At 42.4% G+C, this 16393-nt stretch carries 19 protein-coding genes; 9 read left to right on the top strand and 10 right to left on the bottom strand.

The window, feature by feature from the left end:
* Positions 1-3: 3 nt before the first annotated feature.
* Positions 4-180, top strand: coding sequence for a hypothetical protein (locus KUG37_RS14670; RefSeq protein ID WP_254202568.1), 177 nt, complete (start codon positions 4-6; stop codon positions 178-180).
* 84 nt (positions 181-264) lie between these two features.
* Here KUG37_RS14670 and KUG37_RS02235 read toward each other — a convergent pair whose 3' ends face one another.
* Genes KUG37_RS02235 through KUG37_RS02225 form a run of 3 tightly spaced genes read right to left on the bottom strand, consistent with a single transcriptional unit; the run spans position 265 to position 2437 of the window.
* Positions 265-1434, bottom strand: coding sequence for a cupin domain-containing protein (locus KUG37_RS02235; protein WP_216935869.1), 1170 nt, complete (start codon positions 1432-1434; stop codon positions 265-267).
* A 26-nt stretch (positions 1435-1460) separates the two neighbouring features.
* Positions 1461-2054: a nucleoside triphosphate pyrophosphatase gene (locus tag KUG37_RS02230; RefSeq protein WP_216935867.1), complete on the bottom strand. Its 594-nt coding sequence runs from the start codon at positions 2052-2054 to the stop codon at positions 1461-1463.
* A complete protein-coding gene (locus KUG37_RS02225; protein WP_004279857.1) occupies positions 2054-2437 on the bottom strand; it encodes a DUF2237 family protein in 384 nt (127 codons plus the stop codon). Before KUG37_RS02225 ends, KUG37_RS02230 begins: the two co-directional genes overlap by 1 nt.
* Before the next feature lie 139 nt (positions 2438-2576).
* Between KUG37_RS02225 and KUG37_RS02220 the strand changes: the two genes are divergently transcribed.
* The 4 genes from KUG37_RS02220 to KUG37_RS02205 all read left to right on the top strand — a co-directional run bounded on the left by KUG37_RS02220 (position 2577) and on the right by KUG37_RS02205 (position 6293).
* A complete protein-coding gene (locus KUG37_RS02220; RefSeq protein ID WP_216935864.1) occupies positions 2577-3764 on the top strand; it encodes a phosphoglycerate kinase in 1188 nt (395 codons plus the stop codon).
* A gap of 153 nt (positions 3765-3917) precedes the next feature.
* Positions 3918-4196 carry a hypothetical protein gene (locus KUG37_RS02215; protein WP_216935862.1) on the top strand — a complete coding sequence of 93 codons (279 nt, stop codon included), beginning with the start codon at positions 3918-3920 and terminating at the stop codon, positions 4194-4196.
* Between the two features lie 119 nt (positions 4197-4315).
* Positions 4316-5353 (top strand): class II fructose-bisphosphate aldolase, encoded by a 1038-nt coding sequence (fba, locus tag KUG37_RS02210; protein ID WP_216935860.1) that lies wholly within the window; start codon positions 4316-4318, stop codon positions 5351-5353.
* 85 nt (positions 5354-5438) lie between these two features.
* Positions 5439-6293 (top strand): DMT family transporter, encoded by an 855-nt coding sequence (locus tag KUG37_RS02205; protein WP_216935857.1) that lies wholly within the window; start codon positions 5439-5441, stop codon positions 6291-6293.
* Here the strand turns inward: KUG37_RS02205 and KUG37_RS14665 are convergent.
* Both KUG37_RS14665 and nfsB read right to left on the bottom strand, forming a co-directional pair.
* On the bottom strand, positions 6256-6483 hold the full coding sequence (locus KUG37_RS14665) for a hypothetical protein (RefSeq protein WP_254202567.1): 228 nt from the start codon (positions 6481-6483) through the stop codon (positions 6256-6258). The two genes, KUG37_RS02205 and KUG37_RS14665, sit on opposite strands and share 38 nt — an antisense overlap.
* A gap of 104 nt (positions 6484-6587) precedes the next feature.
* Positions 6588-7241 carry an oxygen-insensitive NAD(P)H nitroreductase gene (nfsB, locus tag KUG37_RS02195; RefSeq protein ID WP_216935855.1) on the bottom strand — a complete coding sequence of 218 codons (654 nt, stop codon included), beginning with the start codon at positions 7239-7241 and terminating at the stop codon, positions 6588-6590.
* A 244-nt stretch (positions 7242-7485) separates the two neighbouring features.
* Between nfsB and hpaI the strand changes: the two genes are divergently transcribed.
* Together hpaI and KUG37_RS02185 are read left to right on the top strand one after the other, a co-directional pair.
* On the top strand, positions 7486-8280 hold the full coding sequence (gene hpaI, locus KUG37_RS02190; RefSeq protein ID WP_216940129.1) for a 4-hydroxy-2-oxoheptanedioate aldolase: 795 nt from the start codon (positions 7486-7488) through the stop codon (positions 8278-8280).
* 639 nt (positions 8281-8919) lie between these two features.
* Positions 8920-9138: a transposase gene (locus KUG37_RS02185; RefSeq protein WP_216935853.1), complete on the top strand. Its 219-nt coding sequence runs from the start codon at positions 8920-8922 to the stop codon at positions 9136-9138.
* Positions 9139-9167: 29 nt separating this feature from the next.
* Here KUG37_RS02185 and KUG37_RS02180 read toward each other — a convergent pair whose 3' ends face one another.
* Positions 9168-9887: a UDP-2,3-diacylglucosamine diphosphatase gene (locus tag KUG37_RS02180; protein ID WP_216935852.1), complete on the bottom strand. Its 720-nt coding sequence runs from the start codon at positions 9885-9887 to the stop codon at positions 9168-9170.
* An 89-nt stretch (positions 9888-9976) separates the two neighbouring features.
* Positions 9977-10486: a peptidylprolyl isomerase gene (locus KUG37_RS02175; RefSeq protein ID WP_216935851.1), complete on the bottom strand. Its 510-nt coding sequence runs from the start codon at positions 10484-10486 to the stop codon at positions 9977-9979.
* A 423-nt stretch (positions 10487-10909) separates the two neighbouring features.
* Between KUG37_RS02175 and KUG37_RS02170 the strand changes: the two genes are divergently transcribed.
* Positions 10910-12637: a glutamine--tRNA ligase/YqeY domain fusion protein gene (locus tag KUG37_RS02170; RefSeq protein WP_216935849.1), complete on the top strand. Its 1728-nt coding sequence runs from the start codon at positions 10910-10912 to the stop codon at positions 12635-12637.
* Positions 12638-12706: 69 nt separating this feature from the next.
* Positions 12707-13618 carry a bestrophin family protein gene (locus KUG37_RS02165; protein ID WP_216935845.1) on the top strand — a complete coding sequence of 304 codons (912 nt, stop codon included), beginning with the start codon at positions 12707-12709 and terminating at the stop codon, positions 13616-13618.
* 82 nt (positions 13619-13700) lie between these two features.
* Here the strand turns inward: KUG37_RS02165 and KUG37_RS02160 are convergent, their stop codons facing one another.
* The 3 genes from KUG37_RS02160 to trmA all read right to left on the bottom strand — a co-directional run bounded on the left by KUG37_RS02160 (position 13701) and on the right by trmA (position 16216).
* On the bottom strand, positions 13701-14261 hold the full coding sequence (locus KUG37_RS02160) for a lecithin retinol acyltransferase family protein (protein ID WP_216935843.1): 561 nt from the start codon (positions 14259-14261) through the stop codon (positions 13701-13703).
* Positions 14262-14665: 404 nt separating this feature from the next.
* Positions 14666-14890, bottom strand: coding sequence for a hypothetical protein (locus KUG37_RS02155; RefSeq protein ID WP_216935841.1), 225 nt, complete (start codon positions 14888-14890; stop codon positions 14666-14668).
* 243 nt (positions 14891-15133) lie between these two features.
* Complete coding sequence (gene trmA, locus KUG37_RS02150) at positions 15134-16216, bottom strand: tRNA (uridine(54)-C5)-methyltransferase TrmA (protein WP_216935839.1); 1083 nt, start codon at positions 16214-16216, stop codon at positions 15134-15136.
* Between the last annotated feature and the right edge of the window lie 177 nt (positions 16217-16393).

Genomic DNA, 16393 nt, shown 5'->3' with positions numbered 1-16393 from the left:
ATTTTGAGCATTCATGATAATGGCATTGGCTTCGATGCTGAAATGGTGCAAAAAAATGGCCTGAGTATAGGAATGCGTAGCATGAAAATTCGGGTTGAGCGTATGCGGGGATTATTTCAGATTGAATCTGAGCAAGAAAATACAGTTATTTACGTTGTACTGGAGCTATATAAACCTTAATTGACTTGACTCCCAGTATATGAAAATAAAAAGAGGATCATATGATCCTCTTGAAATTATCGCTTAATGAGAGCTGTTCAAAGATTACTCGTCGTCAGCCGGTGGAACCAGCATCAATACGGCATCGTTCAGTAATGCAGCCACGTCTTCCAGAATATCTTCATCAGCGAAGTTTTCATCAAATAACAGGGCTTCACCATCTGCAAGCTGCTTGAGTTTGGCAGTAAATTCTTCAGAAATACAGACGCCTTCACCATTGGCCCAGAACAGAACGTCACCGTCTGTTTCAGTGTAGAGCAGACGCGAAGCAGGTTCGAGCATCAGGCTATAACCTTGATCGAGTGCTTCTTCGAGATCACCCGTACCGATTTCTTCTGCTTCAGGCAGGTTTTCAGGATATTTCGGCTCTGACATCAGGCTCATGATGGCATCTTCCAGAACATTGGAATTATGCAGTTGTTGCATGATGCGTTCTTTCAGATATTCCAGCTCATTGCTGCTCACTTCACCGATGACACCGACTTGATCACGGATGATATCGTGCAGCGGGTTACGCAATGCTTCATTTTCAGAGAATTTATCTCCGACACGATCCATCATGTCACTGATATTCGGCATACGGAAACCGAACGAGTAAGTCAGGCAGTCATCTTCAGCCACGCCGTAATGAGCCAGACCAGGCGGTACATAGAGCAAATCACCAGGGGCTAGCACTTCATCAAAGTTGACATCAATTTCAGGCAGTAACTTAAGTGGTTGGCCCGGAACGAAAGCAGTTTCAGCATCACACATTTGCCCGAGCTGCCAGCGACGATGACCATAGCCCTGTACCAGAAACACATCATAGAAATCGAAATGTTTGCCCACTGAGCCGCCTTGCGGTGCATAAGACACCATGATGTCATCGCGACGCCATTGTGGGATAAACGGGAATTTTTTCCAAAGTGCGGACAGGTCAAATGAATAATGATCCACGGCCTGAACCAAAAGCGTCCAAAGCTTGGGCATTTTCTGGAAATCAGCCTTAATTAAAGGTGACGATTTGACGCTCCACTGATTCGGATCACGGTCTTTTTGCTTGATTAAACGTGCGCTGACATGCTCTTCAAGGGCAAGCTCCAGCACGTCATTAGGCTCAAGCAAACTGGCGATTTCAGGCATCGCATTACGAACCAGTAATGGTTTTTTTTGCCAGTATTCACTCAGGAATTGTTCAGCGGTGATTCCGCCTAAAACATCTAAAGGTTGAGACATAGATTACAGCCTGAATTAAGGGGAGATTAAGGAACTAAAATTTTCAATTCACGAAGAATATTACAGAGTTTGATCATCGGCATACCCATCAATGTGGTTTGGTCTTGACCGATCATTTCTTCAAACAGACTGATGCCGAGGCTTTCACATTTGAAACTGCCAGCACAATGCAAGGGTTGTTCAATATCAATATAGCGCTCAATTTCTGCCTGAGAAAGTTTACGAAACTTGACTTTATAGTGTTCAACCAGACTTTGTTCGAAACCCGTCGACAGTTGCTGCACACTGAGTGCTGTACTGAAATAGACAATCTTGTCCGAGTTGGCTTGTAGCTGGCGAATGGCTTTTTCAGTCGTTAAGGGTTTACCCATAAAAATATCCGGCGCACCTTCACGCCATGCCACCTGATCCGAACCAATCACAATCGCTTCAGGATTTTGTTCGGCAATATATCTGGCTTTCTCGAAAGCCAGGCGTTGTGCCAGATCATCTGCGTGATTTTCTCCGCGAGGAGATTCATCGATGTCCGGTACCATGGAAATGTAATCAATATGCAGACGATCCATCAGTGCTTTGCGGGTTTGACTGGATGATGCCAAGATAATCTGTACAGAATTCATTAGACAGCATATTCCTCAAGAATATTTAAAGGTACATAAGCAAGGACGGCTTTGTGGCAGGCTTGCAGCTTGATTGGTGGCGCCTGACCTGCTTCATAGGCTTCTACCCAGCGTGTCACACAGATACACCAGAAATCGCCAGGTTGCAGGCCAGGGAAGTCCAGCTCTGGCAAAGGTGTAATCAGGTCATTGCCGACTTTTTGGGAAAAATTCAGAAATTCTGAAGTCATTTGCGCGCATACCGTATGCTGCCCTAAATCAGTGGTGGCAGTATGGCAAAAGCCATTTCGGAAATAACCGGTAATCGGATCGAAGCAGCAGCTCGACAAAGGCTCACCTAACACGTTCAAACGGTTAAGATTGGGATCAGGATGTATCGACATAGGCACTGAATCTGAAAGAGGCTTTTTTCTATCATAACAAAACTTTGGCATTCATAATGTTTTCTGCAAAAGATGCTAACCTTTTTCTGCATAATCATTTAAAATCGGCTGGTTTTAATATCTATAAAGTGAGCTCTACATGAACTTTCAGCGTATGACTGACCTCGATTTAGCAGGTAAACGTGTTCTGATCCGTGAAGATTTAAACGTTCCTGTTAAAAATGGTGTGATCACCAGCGATGCGCGTCTTCGTGCAGCATTGCCAACCATTAAAACAGCACTTGAAAAAGGTGCTGCAGTAATGGTGTATTCTCACCTTGGTCGTCCAGTTGAAGGTGAGCCTAAAGCTGAACAGTCTCTTGCACCTGTTGCTGCTTATCTAACAGAAGCCTTGGGTCAGGAAGTGAAGCTGTTCACAGACTATCTAGAGGGCGTTGAAGTTCAGCCGGGTCAAGTGGTTCTACTTGAAAACTGCCGTTTTAACGTGGGTGAAAAGAAAAACAACCCTGAACTTGCAGCGAAATATGCAGCGCTGTGTGACGTATTTGTGATGGATGCCTTTGGTACAGCCCACCGTGCAGAAGCATCAACTGAAGGTGTGGCGCGTTTAGCGAAAGTCGCGGCTGCAGGTCCTTTACTGGCTGCTGAACTTGATGCGCTGGGTCGTGCGTTAAAAACTCCAGAAAAGCCAATGGTGGCGATTGTTGCGGGTTCTAAGGTGTCTACTAAACTAGACGTATTAACTTCACTCTCGGACATCTGTGATCAATTGATCGTCGGTGGTGGTATTGCCAATACTTTCCTTGCTGCGGCAGGTTATAACGTCGGCAAGTCACTCTGTGAAAAAGATTTGATCGACACAGCAAAAGCCATTGCTGCAAAAGTATCAGTCCCGCTTCCAACTGACGTGGTCGTTGCTGATGCCTCTGAAATCAATTTTGAGGATTTCCTCGGTTCATTGGCTACTGCGAAAGCAACTGTAAAAAACGTTGCTGATGTTGCTGATAACGACATGATTCTGGATGTAGGTCCAGAAACTGCGAAAGCCTTTGCAGAAATTTTAAAAACCTCTAAAACAATTCTTTGGAATGGTCCGGTGGGCGTATTTGAAGTGGATCAATTCGGTGAAGGCACCAAGACTTTATCTTTAGCGATTGCTGAATCGGAAGGTTTCTCGATTGCGGGCGGTGGTGACACACTTGCTGCGATTGATAAATACGAAGTGGCTGACAAAATTGGCTATATCTCGACTGGTGGTGGTGCATTCCTTGAATTCGTTGAAGGTAAAACACTTCCTGCAGTTGCTGTGCTCCTGGAACGTGCTTAATTGCATGTCTTCAGCTAAAAGCTGGCCTAGTGCCAGCTTTTTTTATGTCATTTTGTTGAAAGAGATCAATCGTCATTCATGGCTTCGTCATTAAAATGCAATAAATCTGTCATAAGATGCAGATATTAAATCACCAAATGACGAGATCACGTGATGAAAAAACAGCTCACTGTCGCAGTATTATTGGCAGCCTCTCTGGCACTCACTGCTTGTACAAAACAGGAAAGCGCACCAGTTGCGGAAGCAGAAAAATCTACAGCAATCGCGGATCAAAAGGTAAGTCCGGAACAGCAAGCGGCAATTGATGCCATTGACCAGCCAGTTTTGGATGAAAAAAATACTGATATTCCAGCTGAAATTGCCAATGCACCTGCAGATGAAGCGACTGCAGACAAGTCAGTCGCCGCGACTTCAGAACCTGTAGCACCTTAATCATGTTCATGCGATACAAAATCCCTGCAAAAGCAGGGATTTTTTTTAAATAGTGTTATTTGTTGCTGAATTGAAACCTTTGAGCATGTAGAATATGTGGCATTCACTGGGAGGATATTATGGCTCTTATTTCATTGCGCCAGCTCTTGGATCACGCCGGCGAACATGCTTACGGCGTACCAGCATTTAACGTAAACAACTTAGAACAAATGCGTGCAATTATGCTTGCAGCAGATGCAACCAATTCACCTGTTATCGTACAAGCATCTGCGGGTGCGCGTAAATATGCAGGGGCTCCGTTCTTGCGTCACCTGATTTTGGCTGCAATTGAAGAATGGCCACATATTCCAGTGGTAATGCACCAAGACCACGGAACCAGCCCTGACATTTGCCAACGTTCAATCCAGTTGGGCTTTTCATCGGTCATGATGGATGGTTCACTTGGTGAAGATGGTAAAACGCCAACATCATATGAATATAATGTTGATGTGACTCGCCGTACAGTTCAAATGGCACATGCATGTGGCGTGTCTGTAGAAGGTGAAATCGGCTGTTTGGGTAGCCTTGAAACAGGTATGGCAGGTGAAGAGGATGGCGTAGGCGCAGAAGGTGTACTAGACCATTCTCAACTTCTGACTTCAGTTGAAGAAGCACGTAGCTTCGTTGCTGATACCAATGTGGATGCGCTTGCGATTGCAGTAGGTACTTCACACGGTGCGTACAAGTTCACGCGTCCACCTACAGGTGATATTCTGGCAATTGACCGCATTAAAGAAATTCATGCAGCACTTCCGAATACGCATCTGGTTATGCACGGTTCAAGCTCTGTACCACAAGAGTGGCTGGCAGTAATTAACCAGTATGGCGGCGACATCAAGGAAACTTACGGTGTTCCGGTTGAACAGCTGGTTGAAGCGATCAAACACGGTGTGCGCAAGATCAACATCGATACAGACCTGCGTTTAGCGTCTACCGGTGCAATGCGTCGTATGATGGCAGAAAAACCAAGCGAATTCGATCCACGTAAATTCTTCAGCGCAACTGTAGATGCGATGAAGCAAATCTGTGTAGATCGTTACGAAGCATTTGGTACTGCTGGTAATGCAGACAAGATTCGCCCAATTTCTCTAGAGAAAATGGTGTCATACTATAAATAATTCCCAGTGAATCATTTATAAAAAAAGCCCACAGCGATTGTGGGCTTTTTTGTAAACAAATAAAGATCAAGAATAAGAGCAGCATATGGAACTGATTTTTGCAGCAGCACTATGTAGTGTTGCGGTATCAATATTATTAAAAGTCGCTAAAAACAAGGGTCTGAGCCCGATCCACATGATTAGCTGGAATTATGCGACAGCCAGTCTATTGTGCTTTTTCTGGTTCAAGCCTGATATTCAGCATATTTCAATGACCCAGACCCCTTGGCTACTCATTCTAGCCCTTGGGATTTTACTTCCCAGTGTATTCCTGTTTCTGGCCAAGGCTTTGCAAACTGCCGGTATTTTAAAAACAGAAATTGCCCAGCGACTTTCTGTAGTTTTGTCGCTTGCTGCTGCTTATTTTATTTTTCAGGAACAGTTTAATCAGCTGAAAATACTCGGTATCGCCTTGGGTATTGGTGCAGTGCTGTGCATCCTGTTTTCACATCGGCAAAGTGCGGGACAGGGCAGTCAGGGCATGTTGTATCTGGGCTTGGTCTGGGTCGGTTATGCGCTGATTGATGTATTGCTGAAATATACGACCAGCCTGGGTTTACAATTCACCGTTGCGCTGAATTTGATGTTTGTCTGCGCCCTGGTTATTTCAATGGGCTATCTGTTGCTTAAGTATAAAAGTTTGGGTTCGATGCAGAATATAGGCTCTGGTCTGTTATTAGGTGTCCTGAATTTTGCCAATATTGCTTTTTATGTCAAAGCCCATATGCTGCTCAAGGATTCACCTGCGATCGTTTTTGCCGGCATGAATATTCTGGTGGTGGTTTTTGGTGTAATTGCAGGTCTGGTCTTCTTTAAAGAGCGACTGAAACCTGCAAGTACCATGGGATTGCTGCTAGGGTTGACTAGTGTGATTTGCCTAGCTTATGCAATGTCTGCTTAACATAGGAAGATGCAAATTCAATCGGATGTCGCAGCAGGTCTTCTGCTTCGGCCAGTCCAAGCAGTAAACCCGCCTGTTGGCAGTCTGGACAATGCGGGTAACGATGCTGTTGATCTTTATAATGCTGGAGATAAATTTTATCGCAATGGGGGCATTCAAATTTCAGGGATTTGGATGTAAGGAGCGACATAGATAGCCTCTATTATTATTTTAGTGGGTGGTAATTAAATAAAGAAAAAATAGGCCCGAATTGATATGGAAAGGGCGCTTGGCCCCTTTTATAGCATAAAATCCTTACAGTTTGGTGAAAATATCTTCGGCGGAAAGGCGGGATTTAGGCAGTTTGGCATTGAAGTCATTTTCACTGCGATAGCCTAAAGTCAGCAATACAGAAGGGATCAAACCCTGTTCTGCAAGCTGTAATTCTTCACGGATAATATCTTCATCAAAACCGCCAATCGGTGTGGCATCTATACCTTCAATTCCGGCAGCCAGGAGCATCTGGCCAAGTGCTATAAAGGTCTGGTTTTCAGCCCAGCGCTGAATATCACCTTTTTCATTCCGATAATAATGAATATAACCTGCACGGGTGTTTTTCTGACCTTCTTTGGCTGATTCATCTTTAAAACGGCCACTGAGATCATCGCGGTTCAATAATTTTTCCAGATGTAACTCATTAATATCGGCTTTGGTACAGAATAGAATAGTATGTGAAGAATCCAGAACTTTGGGGGCATTGTAGGCATAAGTACCGACCAAAGCTTTGGCAAGACGCTGTTTGGCTGCATCATGATCGGCAATAAAAAAATGCCAGGGCTGAATATTGATCGAAGAGGGTGCAAGACGCAAAATTTCCAATAGGCGTTCAAACTGATCTGCGGGGATTTTCTTGCTAGGATCATAGGCTTTAGTGGTATAGCGGGTCTGGGTGATCTTGAGTAAATCCATTAATGGACTCCAATCTTTATAAATAAACAGCGGGTAGAGGTTTTAAATATATACATTTTTCATATCCACAGATTATTACAAGAAAAAAAGTATCAGGCAAAACCTGTTCTAAAATGAGCCTGAGCCAGATTCAGGCAAAACTTAGAGTTAAATCATATTAAAATCCAGTTTTTGTCTATTGGCACTTTTAAGCGAGAAGCGTTTAATAAGAGGCATCGCCAGCAACGTGCAAATAGGTTAGCGGATGCAAGTTACCAACTATTTTAAACACAAACTTAAAACCCAGCAGCAAATTGGCTTATGGATTGGACTGGCGGATGCGTACGGCACCGAGATTGCAGCAAATGCCGGATATGACTGGTTGCTGATTGACGGTGAACATGCGCCGAGTGATTTGAGAACCACCTTGTCGCAACTGCAAAGTATTGCTGCATATCCCTCGCAGGCTGTGGTGCGTCCGCCAATTGGCAGTGTGCAACTGATCAAGCAGCTCCTTGATATTGGTGCACAAACACTGCTGATTCCGATGATAGAAACCGTCGAACAGGCCGAATTGATGGTTAAAGCAGTGCGTTATCCACCTGAAGGGATTCGTGGCGTGGGCGCTGCGCTGGCACGTGCTACTCGCTGGAACAGCATTCCGAATTATTATCAGACGGCACATGAGGAAATCTGTTTGCTCATCCAGATTGAATCAGTGACGGGGCTGAAAAATCTAGACGCTATTCTCCAAATCGACGGGATTGATGGGGTATTTATTGGTGCTGTAGATTTGTCTGCTACCATGGGCTTTCAAGGTGATCCAAATCATCCGCAAGTACAAGCAGCAGTCGTAGATGCGATTCAACGGATTCGTGCTTCAGGTAAGGCTGCCGGAATTCTATCGACCCAATATGACGTGACTCAAAAATATCTGGAACTCGGCACTGAATTTGTCGCAGTGGGAGTCGATACCAGCGTTTTGATGAACTCATTACGTGAGCTGCTAGGAAAATATAAAACGGATGTAAATGTTATTGACTCGCCAGGCGGCTATTAATCATAAAGTAGATCTGAATGAATAGGTTAAATAGACTTTTCTGGTTTATTTTTAATCAGGGAGGTTTTAGGATAATGTATTCATTCAGACATAAGAAGACGATAATGAACCTCCAGGAAGCGGAACAATTTTTACAAGAAAAGCAAAGCATTTTAGAGAATAAGCGCCAGCAAAGACAGCAACGAGCACAGAAGGCTTTTTTCATTATTCATATTCTATTTGCAGTTTTAACTAGTGTTGTTTTTATTGTGAATTATCAGAAAACAGGAGAATGGAACTTTCTATTCTTGGTGCTAAGCTTAATGTCTATGATCTTTATTGTAAAATATTTAAAATCGGGTTATATCTATCGTAGATAGTCACGCTTATAAAACTTGCAAAATAATGGTTTAAAAAATAAGTCACATTGTTGTTTGTAATGACAATGTATATTTGCTTTCCTCGGAAATAGAGTGTATAGTGGGAACACTTCGAGCGAGTATAGTTCTCGCTTTTATTATTTTTAGCTAATTGTGATTCACTTTTGGTTCAAGCATTTTAGCTTGAATAACATCTAGTAACTACAGAATTATTATACAAATTTGGTTTTATTAATCTCTTTGTAACTGTCACAAAAAGCTCATATTATGAGTAAATATTTTGAATATATTAAATGAATGGAAAGTCGCCACTGCAGTAAATGGTGGTGAAATTAATGTTAAATTGGTACCGTTAAAACGCAAACAAAACACCCATGATGGTTTTATTTGGGTGGAAGTTGGAAAAATGATCCAGCTACAAACTGGTGAAGAAATCCTGTTTAATCTTGATGGTAGAAGTTTCTATACCGGTGTAAACCAGCTTTATCGTTTATGTTAAGTATAAAGATTTAGTAAAAAAGTGGCTGATTAATATCGCCACTTTTTTAGTTTTAGGGTTTCAAGATCTTGATCTTGCTGAATTTCTAAAATCTCTGCGCTGTCTTCTTTCCAATCCCCTAGTACAATTCTTTTCTTCTGACCTAACTGATGTATGGCAGCACGATGCGTATGGCCGTGGATCAGCACATCTACGTCTGTTAATGCTAGCTCAACTGCCTGCGAATTGACGTCCATGATTTCATAACTTTTAAACTGTTGCGCTTGATGACTTTGCTGACGAAAATGATCGGCCAAGCGAGTGCGAAATGAAAGTGGGGTTTTTCTTAAGAAGCCTAAAAGCCACGGATGACGAATAATTTTTTTAAAGCGTTGATAAGAGATGTCATCTGTACAGAGTGCATCGCCATGTTCGAGGCGATAATTTGTTCCAGCAATAGTCAGTTGATCTATATCCGGCAGAAGCTGGCCGCCAAATTGAGCTAAAAATTTACTTCCGAGAACAAAATCCCTATTGCCAGCCTGAAAATAGATCTGATTGCCAGCCTGAGTAAACTGTTTTAAAGCAGCGACAATTTCGTCCAGCCACGGAGCTGTATAGTCATCGCCGAGCCAGGCATTGAACCAGTCACCCAGAATATACAATCGGGTATTTTGATCCTGATATTCACTTAATAAATCTAAAAACCCCCGAACAAGTCGAGGGTGATCAGGTGACAAATGTAAATCTGAGATAAACAGATAGGTCACAAATTTTTCCTTTTTTAAATCCCTCCTAACCTCCCTTTAACAAAGGGAGGAAAGTCCCTCTTTTGTAAAGAGGAATTTAGGGAGATTAATTACTCAGAAATGATTTTTGCAGATTCAATTACAACGTTCTCTAGTGGAACGTCAGAGTGGTAGCCACGATTGCCCGTACGCACGTTTTTGATTTCGTTCACAACGTCCATACCTTCAACCACTTTACCAAATACAGCATAGCCCCAACCCTGAGCTGTTTTACCTGTATGGTTCAGGAATGCGTTGTTTTTCACGTTAATGAAGAACTGAGCAGAAGCAGAATGTGGTGCTTGGGTACGCGCCATTGCAATCGTGCCTTCTTCATTGGTCAAGCCGTTGTCTGCTTCGTTTTCGATCGCATCACGTGTTGCTTTTTCTTTGAAGTTTTCATCCATACCGCCACCTTGGATCATGAAACCATCGATCACACGGTGGAAAATTACGCCGTCATAAAAACCGTCACGTACATATTCTAAAAAGTTAGCTACAGTTTTAGGTGCTTTTTCAGCATTGAGTTCAAGAACTATACGACCTTTATTGGTGTTTAATTCGACTTGAGGAAAACTCATTGTGTAATCTCCTGATCATGGACGAGTGCCATGGTTTTTTCTGAATGAGTGAAGCATAAGCAAACTACAATCGACTAGGCAAGTAAAAACATTATTTTCTTTGTTAAAAGCATAAAAATAATACCTTATTTATACGTTGATTTATTAAGGCATTTCAAATGCTGCCAGACAGAGCATTATATTTTGGATAGACATGAATCTAATAATTTATGGCTGAGTAACGCGTTGATATTTTGGTTTTGGGCAGCATATTGTATTTTCAATTTTTAAAGTGAGTGAATTGAAATCAAATACCGTAAGTTAGCGGTTGAGAGATTAATCACCTATAGTTAAACTAAGGAACTTTGATAATGAATATACGTGCAACTTGTGCGATTGAATATTTGTTAATCCCTTTTTAACTTTAGAAGTGAATGATTGATCATGAAGCCAAATGATGTTGTGACATCTCTGCCCGAGAACCCGACCCAAAAGAACAATGCAGTCGACTCAGTGCAGCAGCAAGAACAACAACCTGGCTTGGACTTTGTACGTCAGGTCATTACCGATGATTTAGCTGCTGGTCGTACTCAACAGGTGGTGACACGTTTTCCGCCTGAGCCGAATGGCTATTTACATATTGGCCATGTAAAAGCAATCTGCTTGAACTTCGGTATTGCTGAAGAATTTAAAGGTTTGTGTAACCTGCGTTTTGACGATACCAATCCGGATGCTGAAGAGCAGGAATATGTGGATGGTATTGCCAATGATGTGAAATGGTTAGGTTTTCACTGGAATGGTGAGCCTCGTTATGCATCAGGCTATTTTGATCAACTCTATATATGGGCTGTTCAGCTGATTGAACAGGGTGATGCCTATGTGGATTTGCAAACACCTGAAGAAATCCGTTTAAATCGCGGTAATTTTGTTGAGCCGGGTAAAAACTCGCCACAACGTGATGCAACGGTTGCGGAAAACCTCGAACGTTTTGAGAAAATGCGTAGCGGTGAATATGCGGAAGGTCAGGCGGTTCTACGTGCCAAGATCGATATGACGTCACCAAACGTACATATGCGTGATCCGATTCTGTATCGTATTTTGCATTCTGAACATCATCAGACTGGTGATAAATGGAAAATTTATCCAATGTATGACTATGCGCATCCATTATCTGATGCGATTGAAGGCGTTACGCATTCACTGTGTACCTTGGAATTTCAGGATCATCGTCCGTTCTATGACTGGGTAATAGCAAAAGTTAAATCGCCATCAGTGCCACGTCAGTACGAATCTAGCCGTTTGAACGTGGATTACACCATCACCTCAAAACGTAAACTGCGTAAACTGGTTGAAGGTGGCTATGTTCAGGGTTGGGATGATCCGCGTATGCCAACTGTAGTCGGTATGCGTCGCCGTGGTTTCACCCCTGAAGGTCTGCGTGATTTCTGTCAGCGTGTCGGTGTGTCGAAGGTTGATGGCAGTATTGTTGATGTCGCCATGCTGGAATACTGTATTCGCCAGTCTTTGGAAAATACTGCAGCGCGTGGTATGGCCGTGTTAAATCCACTCAAAGTGACTTTAACCAATTTGCCAGCCGATATGGACCTGACTCATTCGCGTCATCCAAATGTGGATATGGGCGAGCGTGTGATTCCATTAACGACCGAGCTGTATATTGACCGTAAAGACTTTGAAGAAGAGCCGCCAAAAGGCTTTAAACGCTTGATTCCAGGCGGTGAAGTGCGTTTGCGTCATGCCTATGTGATCAAATGCGACGAAGTCATTAAAGATAAAAATGGCGAAGTGATAGAACTGAAATGTTCGATTGATCCTGAAACTTTAGGCAAAAATCCGGAAGGCCGTAAGGTGAAAGGCGTGATTCACTGGGTATCTGCGACTAAGGGCGTTCCTGCCGAAGTACGTATTTACGACCGTCTGTTTACTGAGTCTGACCCTGAAGTGGGCGATGACTTCCTGGCCAACCTGAACCCTGAATCATTAAAGGTAGTTCAGGCCGTAATTGAGCCTGCATTGGCACAAGCTCGGCCGGAAGATCGTTTCCAGTTTGAGCGTGAAGGCTATTTTGTAGCAGATCAATACGATCATTCGAGCGAAAAACCGGTATTCAACCGTATCCTGGATCTTAAGGACAGCTTTAAGCCAGGTAAATAAGCTGATGTAGTTCAGAATGTTAAAAGCCCAACTCTGGTTGGGCTTTTTCAATACAGCAGGGAAAATTCTATGATTGTGCGTGATAAGAATAATAGTTTGGGTTTACTGTTTGCTTGGCAGGGAACGATTCTGCCTAAGGTACTGCCAGCATTGGTATTAGTGGTCTTCATTTCCAGTTTGCTGGTTTATTTGAGCCGGGCACATTTTGTTAGCTTTCCTGCTGTTCCCGCAATTGGCTTTACCATCTTCGGGGTAATCCTTTCGATCTTTCTGAGTTTTAGAAATACGGCCTGCTATGATCGCTGGTGGGAAGGGCGTAAGCTCTGGGGTGCGCTGATTGCCACTACGCGCCATTTATGCCGGGACAGCCATGTGCTGGATGCGAAAACACGTGAAATTTTGCTGTATCGCATGATGCTGTTTACCCATTTATTACGTGATCGGCTCAGACAGCAAGCATCCAGCATTCAGGTTTATAGAGCCACTACCGGTTTTGAGCCCCAGTCATTTGACCAATTACCCGGGCAAATCAATTCCTCACAATGGGTGCTGGAACAGATGCAAAAAGAGCTGGTACAACAGTATAAGCAGGGCAAGATCAGCGATATTATTTATAATAGTCTGAATCAGCATACGGTAGCCTTGGGCGATATTCAGGCCGGCTGTGACCGAATCCTGTCTACGCCATTGCCATTTTCTTATTCGGTGCTATTGCATCGTGCAGTCTATTCTTTTTGCTTTATCCTGCCTTTTAGTTTGCAAGCGAATTTAGGCCTGTGGACGCCGATTCTGGTTGGGTTGATTGCTTATATGCTCTTAGGTCTGGATGAGCTCAGTGCGGAGCTAGAGGAGCCTTTTGGTCTGCAAGACAACGACCTGCCGCTAGATTCAATTGTGCGACTGGTAGAGCGGGAAACTCTAAGCTCTTTAGGTAAAGCACTACCTGAGGCGATTCAAGCCAGAAAAGGCTATTTAACCTGATCTGCTATTTACAGCATAAAAATTTAAACACAGACTCAAAATTTCTGAATAATAAAAAATCATCGTCATATTGGTTGTTCAATTAACGAGGTTTGAGGTTGCTCAGGTCTGACACTTTAGTTTTAGCCTGATCTTGCAACTCACGGTATTGTTGCAAACGCTGATTGGCTTTATCTCTTAGCTTTTTCTTGATGTATAGCGCCAATGCAAAACTGGTCGTGGTCAGTGTCAGGAACATGCTGTTCATGACACTGATCATCGAGCTGATATAACCAATCGTGGTCAGGCGATTCATCATATAAATCACTTGCGGGCTGCTTTCCACTCCGGTAATCGCCCAAGTACATAGATGCTCGCAATTATTAATAATCAGATGATAGTTATTTTCATGCATTCTGGAACGCATACGACGTACCACTTTGCGACCTTGATATTTTGGCGATTCATAATGTTGCACATGAAGCGGTTTGCCATGACTAAATTTTTCAATAGACGTTATTTCAATGGGGCGTTTCTTGAATAAATGCGCAAAGCCAGAATAATGAATCACACGACCGCGTCCAGCATAAATTCCGTGATGGGTGTAGCCGAAATGTTTAACCATAAGATGGGCACCTATGGGAAACCGTTTAGTGTGTTGCATATAAAGATAAAGCCATTTAAAAACCGTTGTATTTTAATATGAAGTGTACTGTGTTTTCGTAAATTAATCGATGCTTTGCTTGAGTTGGCCTAAAGATGAAGGTGGTCTACTGAGTTATGTTCACTGCATAAAAATTTATGAAGACGAAAAGAGTAGAAGGGTCTTAAAGCAATACAAATAGCCTAAGCTATATATCTGATTTTTTAGACTACCCTGATAGGAGTTGGATCGATTTTTATTGTTGTATGGATTGTCTCTAGCTTTGAGCGGATTTCTCTTTCTAGATCTGTAAAGAGATGGACTCATAAAATTAAATAGACTGTTTAATGACTGCAATTCTATAGACATAAAAAAAGCACTTGTGGATACAAGTGCTTTTTTTACTAGGCTAGAACCTTGGCTGATTACTGCAGCGGTAGGTGTTGAAGTTCATTCAATTCTTTACGGCTGTAACCGCGTGATACAAGAACTTTCTTGATTCCGATAATAAACTCCTCATCAGTCGCTTTAGACAAAGCTTCAAGAAGCTGTTCATTTGTCTTGCAAGAGAAATCATTTTCAACACAAGCAATCTGATTCTTGTGTTCATTGTGCTGTTCATTAGAAAACAACTTTTGCCAAAAACTCATAGAGCCTTCATACAACAACCTAACATAGAATGAAATATAGCCAATTAAATAAATAAAGCAATAGGGCCTATGTGATAAAAGCAGCAGTTGGTCTTGAAAATTTCCGATTGAAGCCCCGAGGTCTAACGATATTTCTTGCTGTACAAGTTAAATATCATTGATAAATCAATGATATTTAATATAAATAATGGAACTTTAAAAAGCTCAATTATTGTAACAATATAATAAATTGAAACAAATTCTTTATACTTTTTCCAGCAAGACACCGGTCTCAACATGGTGCGTATACGGAAATTGGTCAAACATGGCGAATTTGCTGATTTTATGGGTTTGAGATAACTGTTTCAGATTGTCATATAAAGTATCTGGATTACAAGAAATGTAAATAATACGCTGGAAGCGCTGCAACAGTTTCAGTGTTTCACTATCAATTCCGGCACGTGGTGGATCAACAAATACCGTGTCAAAATCATAAGTCGCAATATCGATCTTGGCTTCTTGCAGACGACGGAAAACACGTTCGCCATTATAAGCTTGGGTAAACTCTTCAGCAGACAGGCGCGCAACTTGAATATTTTCAATCTGGTTCTGTTCAATATTCCACTCAGCTGCATAGACTGAAGATTTGGCTAATTCAGTGGCCAAAACACGGCGGAATTTGGTTGAAAGCGGCAGGGTGAAGTTGCCGTTACCACAGTACAATTCAAGCAAATCTTTATCTGATTGTTCCGCTGCATCGCATGCCCATTCCAGCATTTTTTGACAGACTTGTGCATTTGGCTGGGTAAAGCTGCTTTCAATCTGCTTATATTTATAGCGACGATCGAATACAGACAGCTCTTCCACCACATATTCATCAGACAGCACAAATTTCTGGCCACGGCTGCGGCCAATCAGTTTGATGTTGAGTTTTTCCGCTAGAGCTTTTGCCGCAGGTTCCCAGCTTTCATCGAGTTTACGGTGATAAATAAGGGAAACCAGAACCTGACCACTTAAGGTCGCCAGAAAATGTACTTCAAACAGGCGATGACCCAGATTGGCATCTGTCTTGAATGCTGCAAGCAATTGGGGCATCAAGACATTAATACTGCGGTCCGCAATTGGAAATTCATCAATACGAATGACTTTTTTATTGTTGTTCTCATCACGTTCGAACATGGCATAAAATAGATCATCATCAGTATGCCAGATCCGAAATTCAGCACGCATGCGGAAATATTTTTCAGGAGACTGGAATACTTCTAAGGCAGGTGGTTGATATTCGGCAAACTGAGCGCTGATGCGTTCAATTTTGGCATCTAATTGTTGCTGATAAGATGAAGTCATATGCAGTAAGAAATCGCAAATATTTTAAAGCGCAAATGGTAGCAAAAAATTGCTGATCTGCCTAAGCCTATTGTGGCTGAACGGCTTTAAAAACTGCATAAAAAAGACTAAACCCTCTGAGGAGAAAAATTTGGCCATAAAGAGGAAATAATTAATAGATAAATGCTGGGGTGATTG

The organism is Acinetobacter sp. BY419 (genome assembly GCF_019038395.1).
Taxonomy (GTDB): Bacteria; Pseudomonadota; Gammaproteobacteria; order Pseudomonadales; family Moraxellaceae; genus Acinetobacter.
This window is presented reverse-complemented; position numbering and strand designations above follow the sequence as displayed.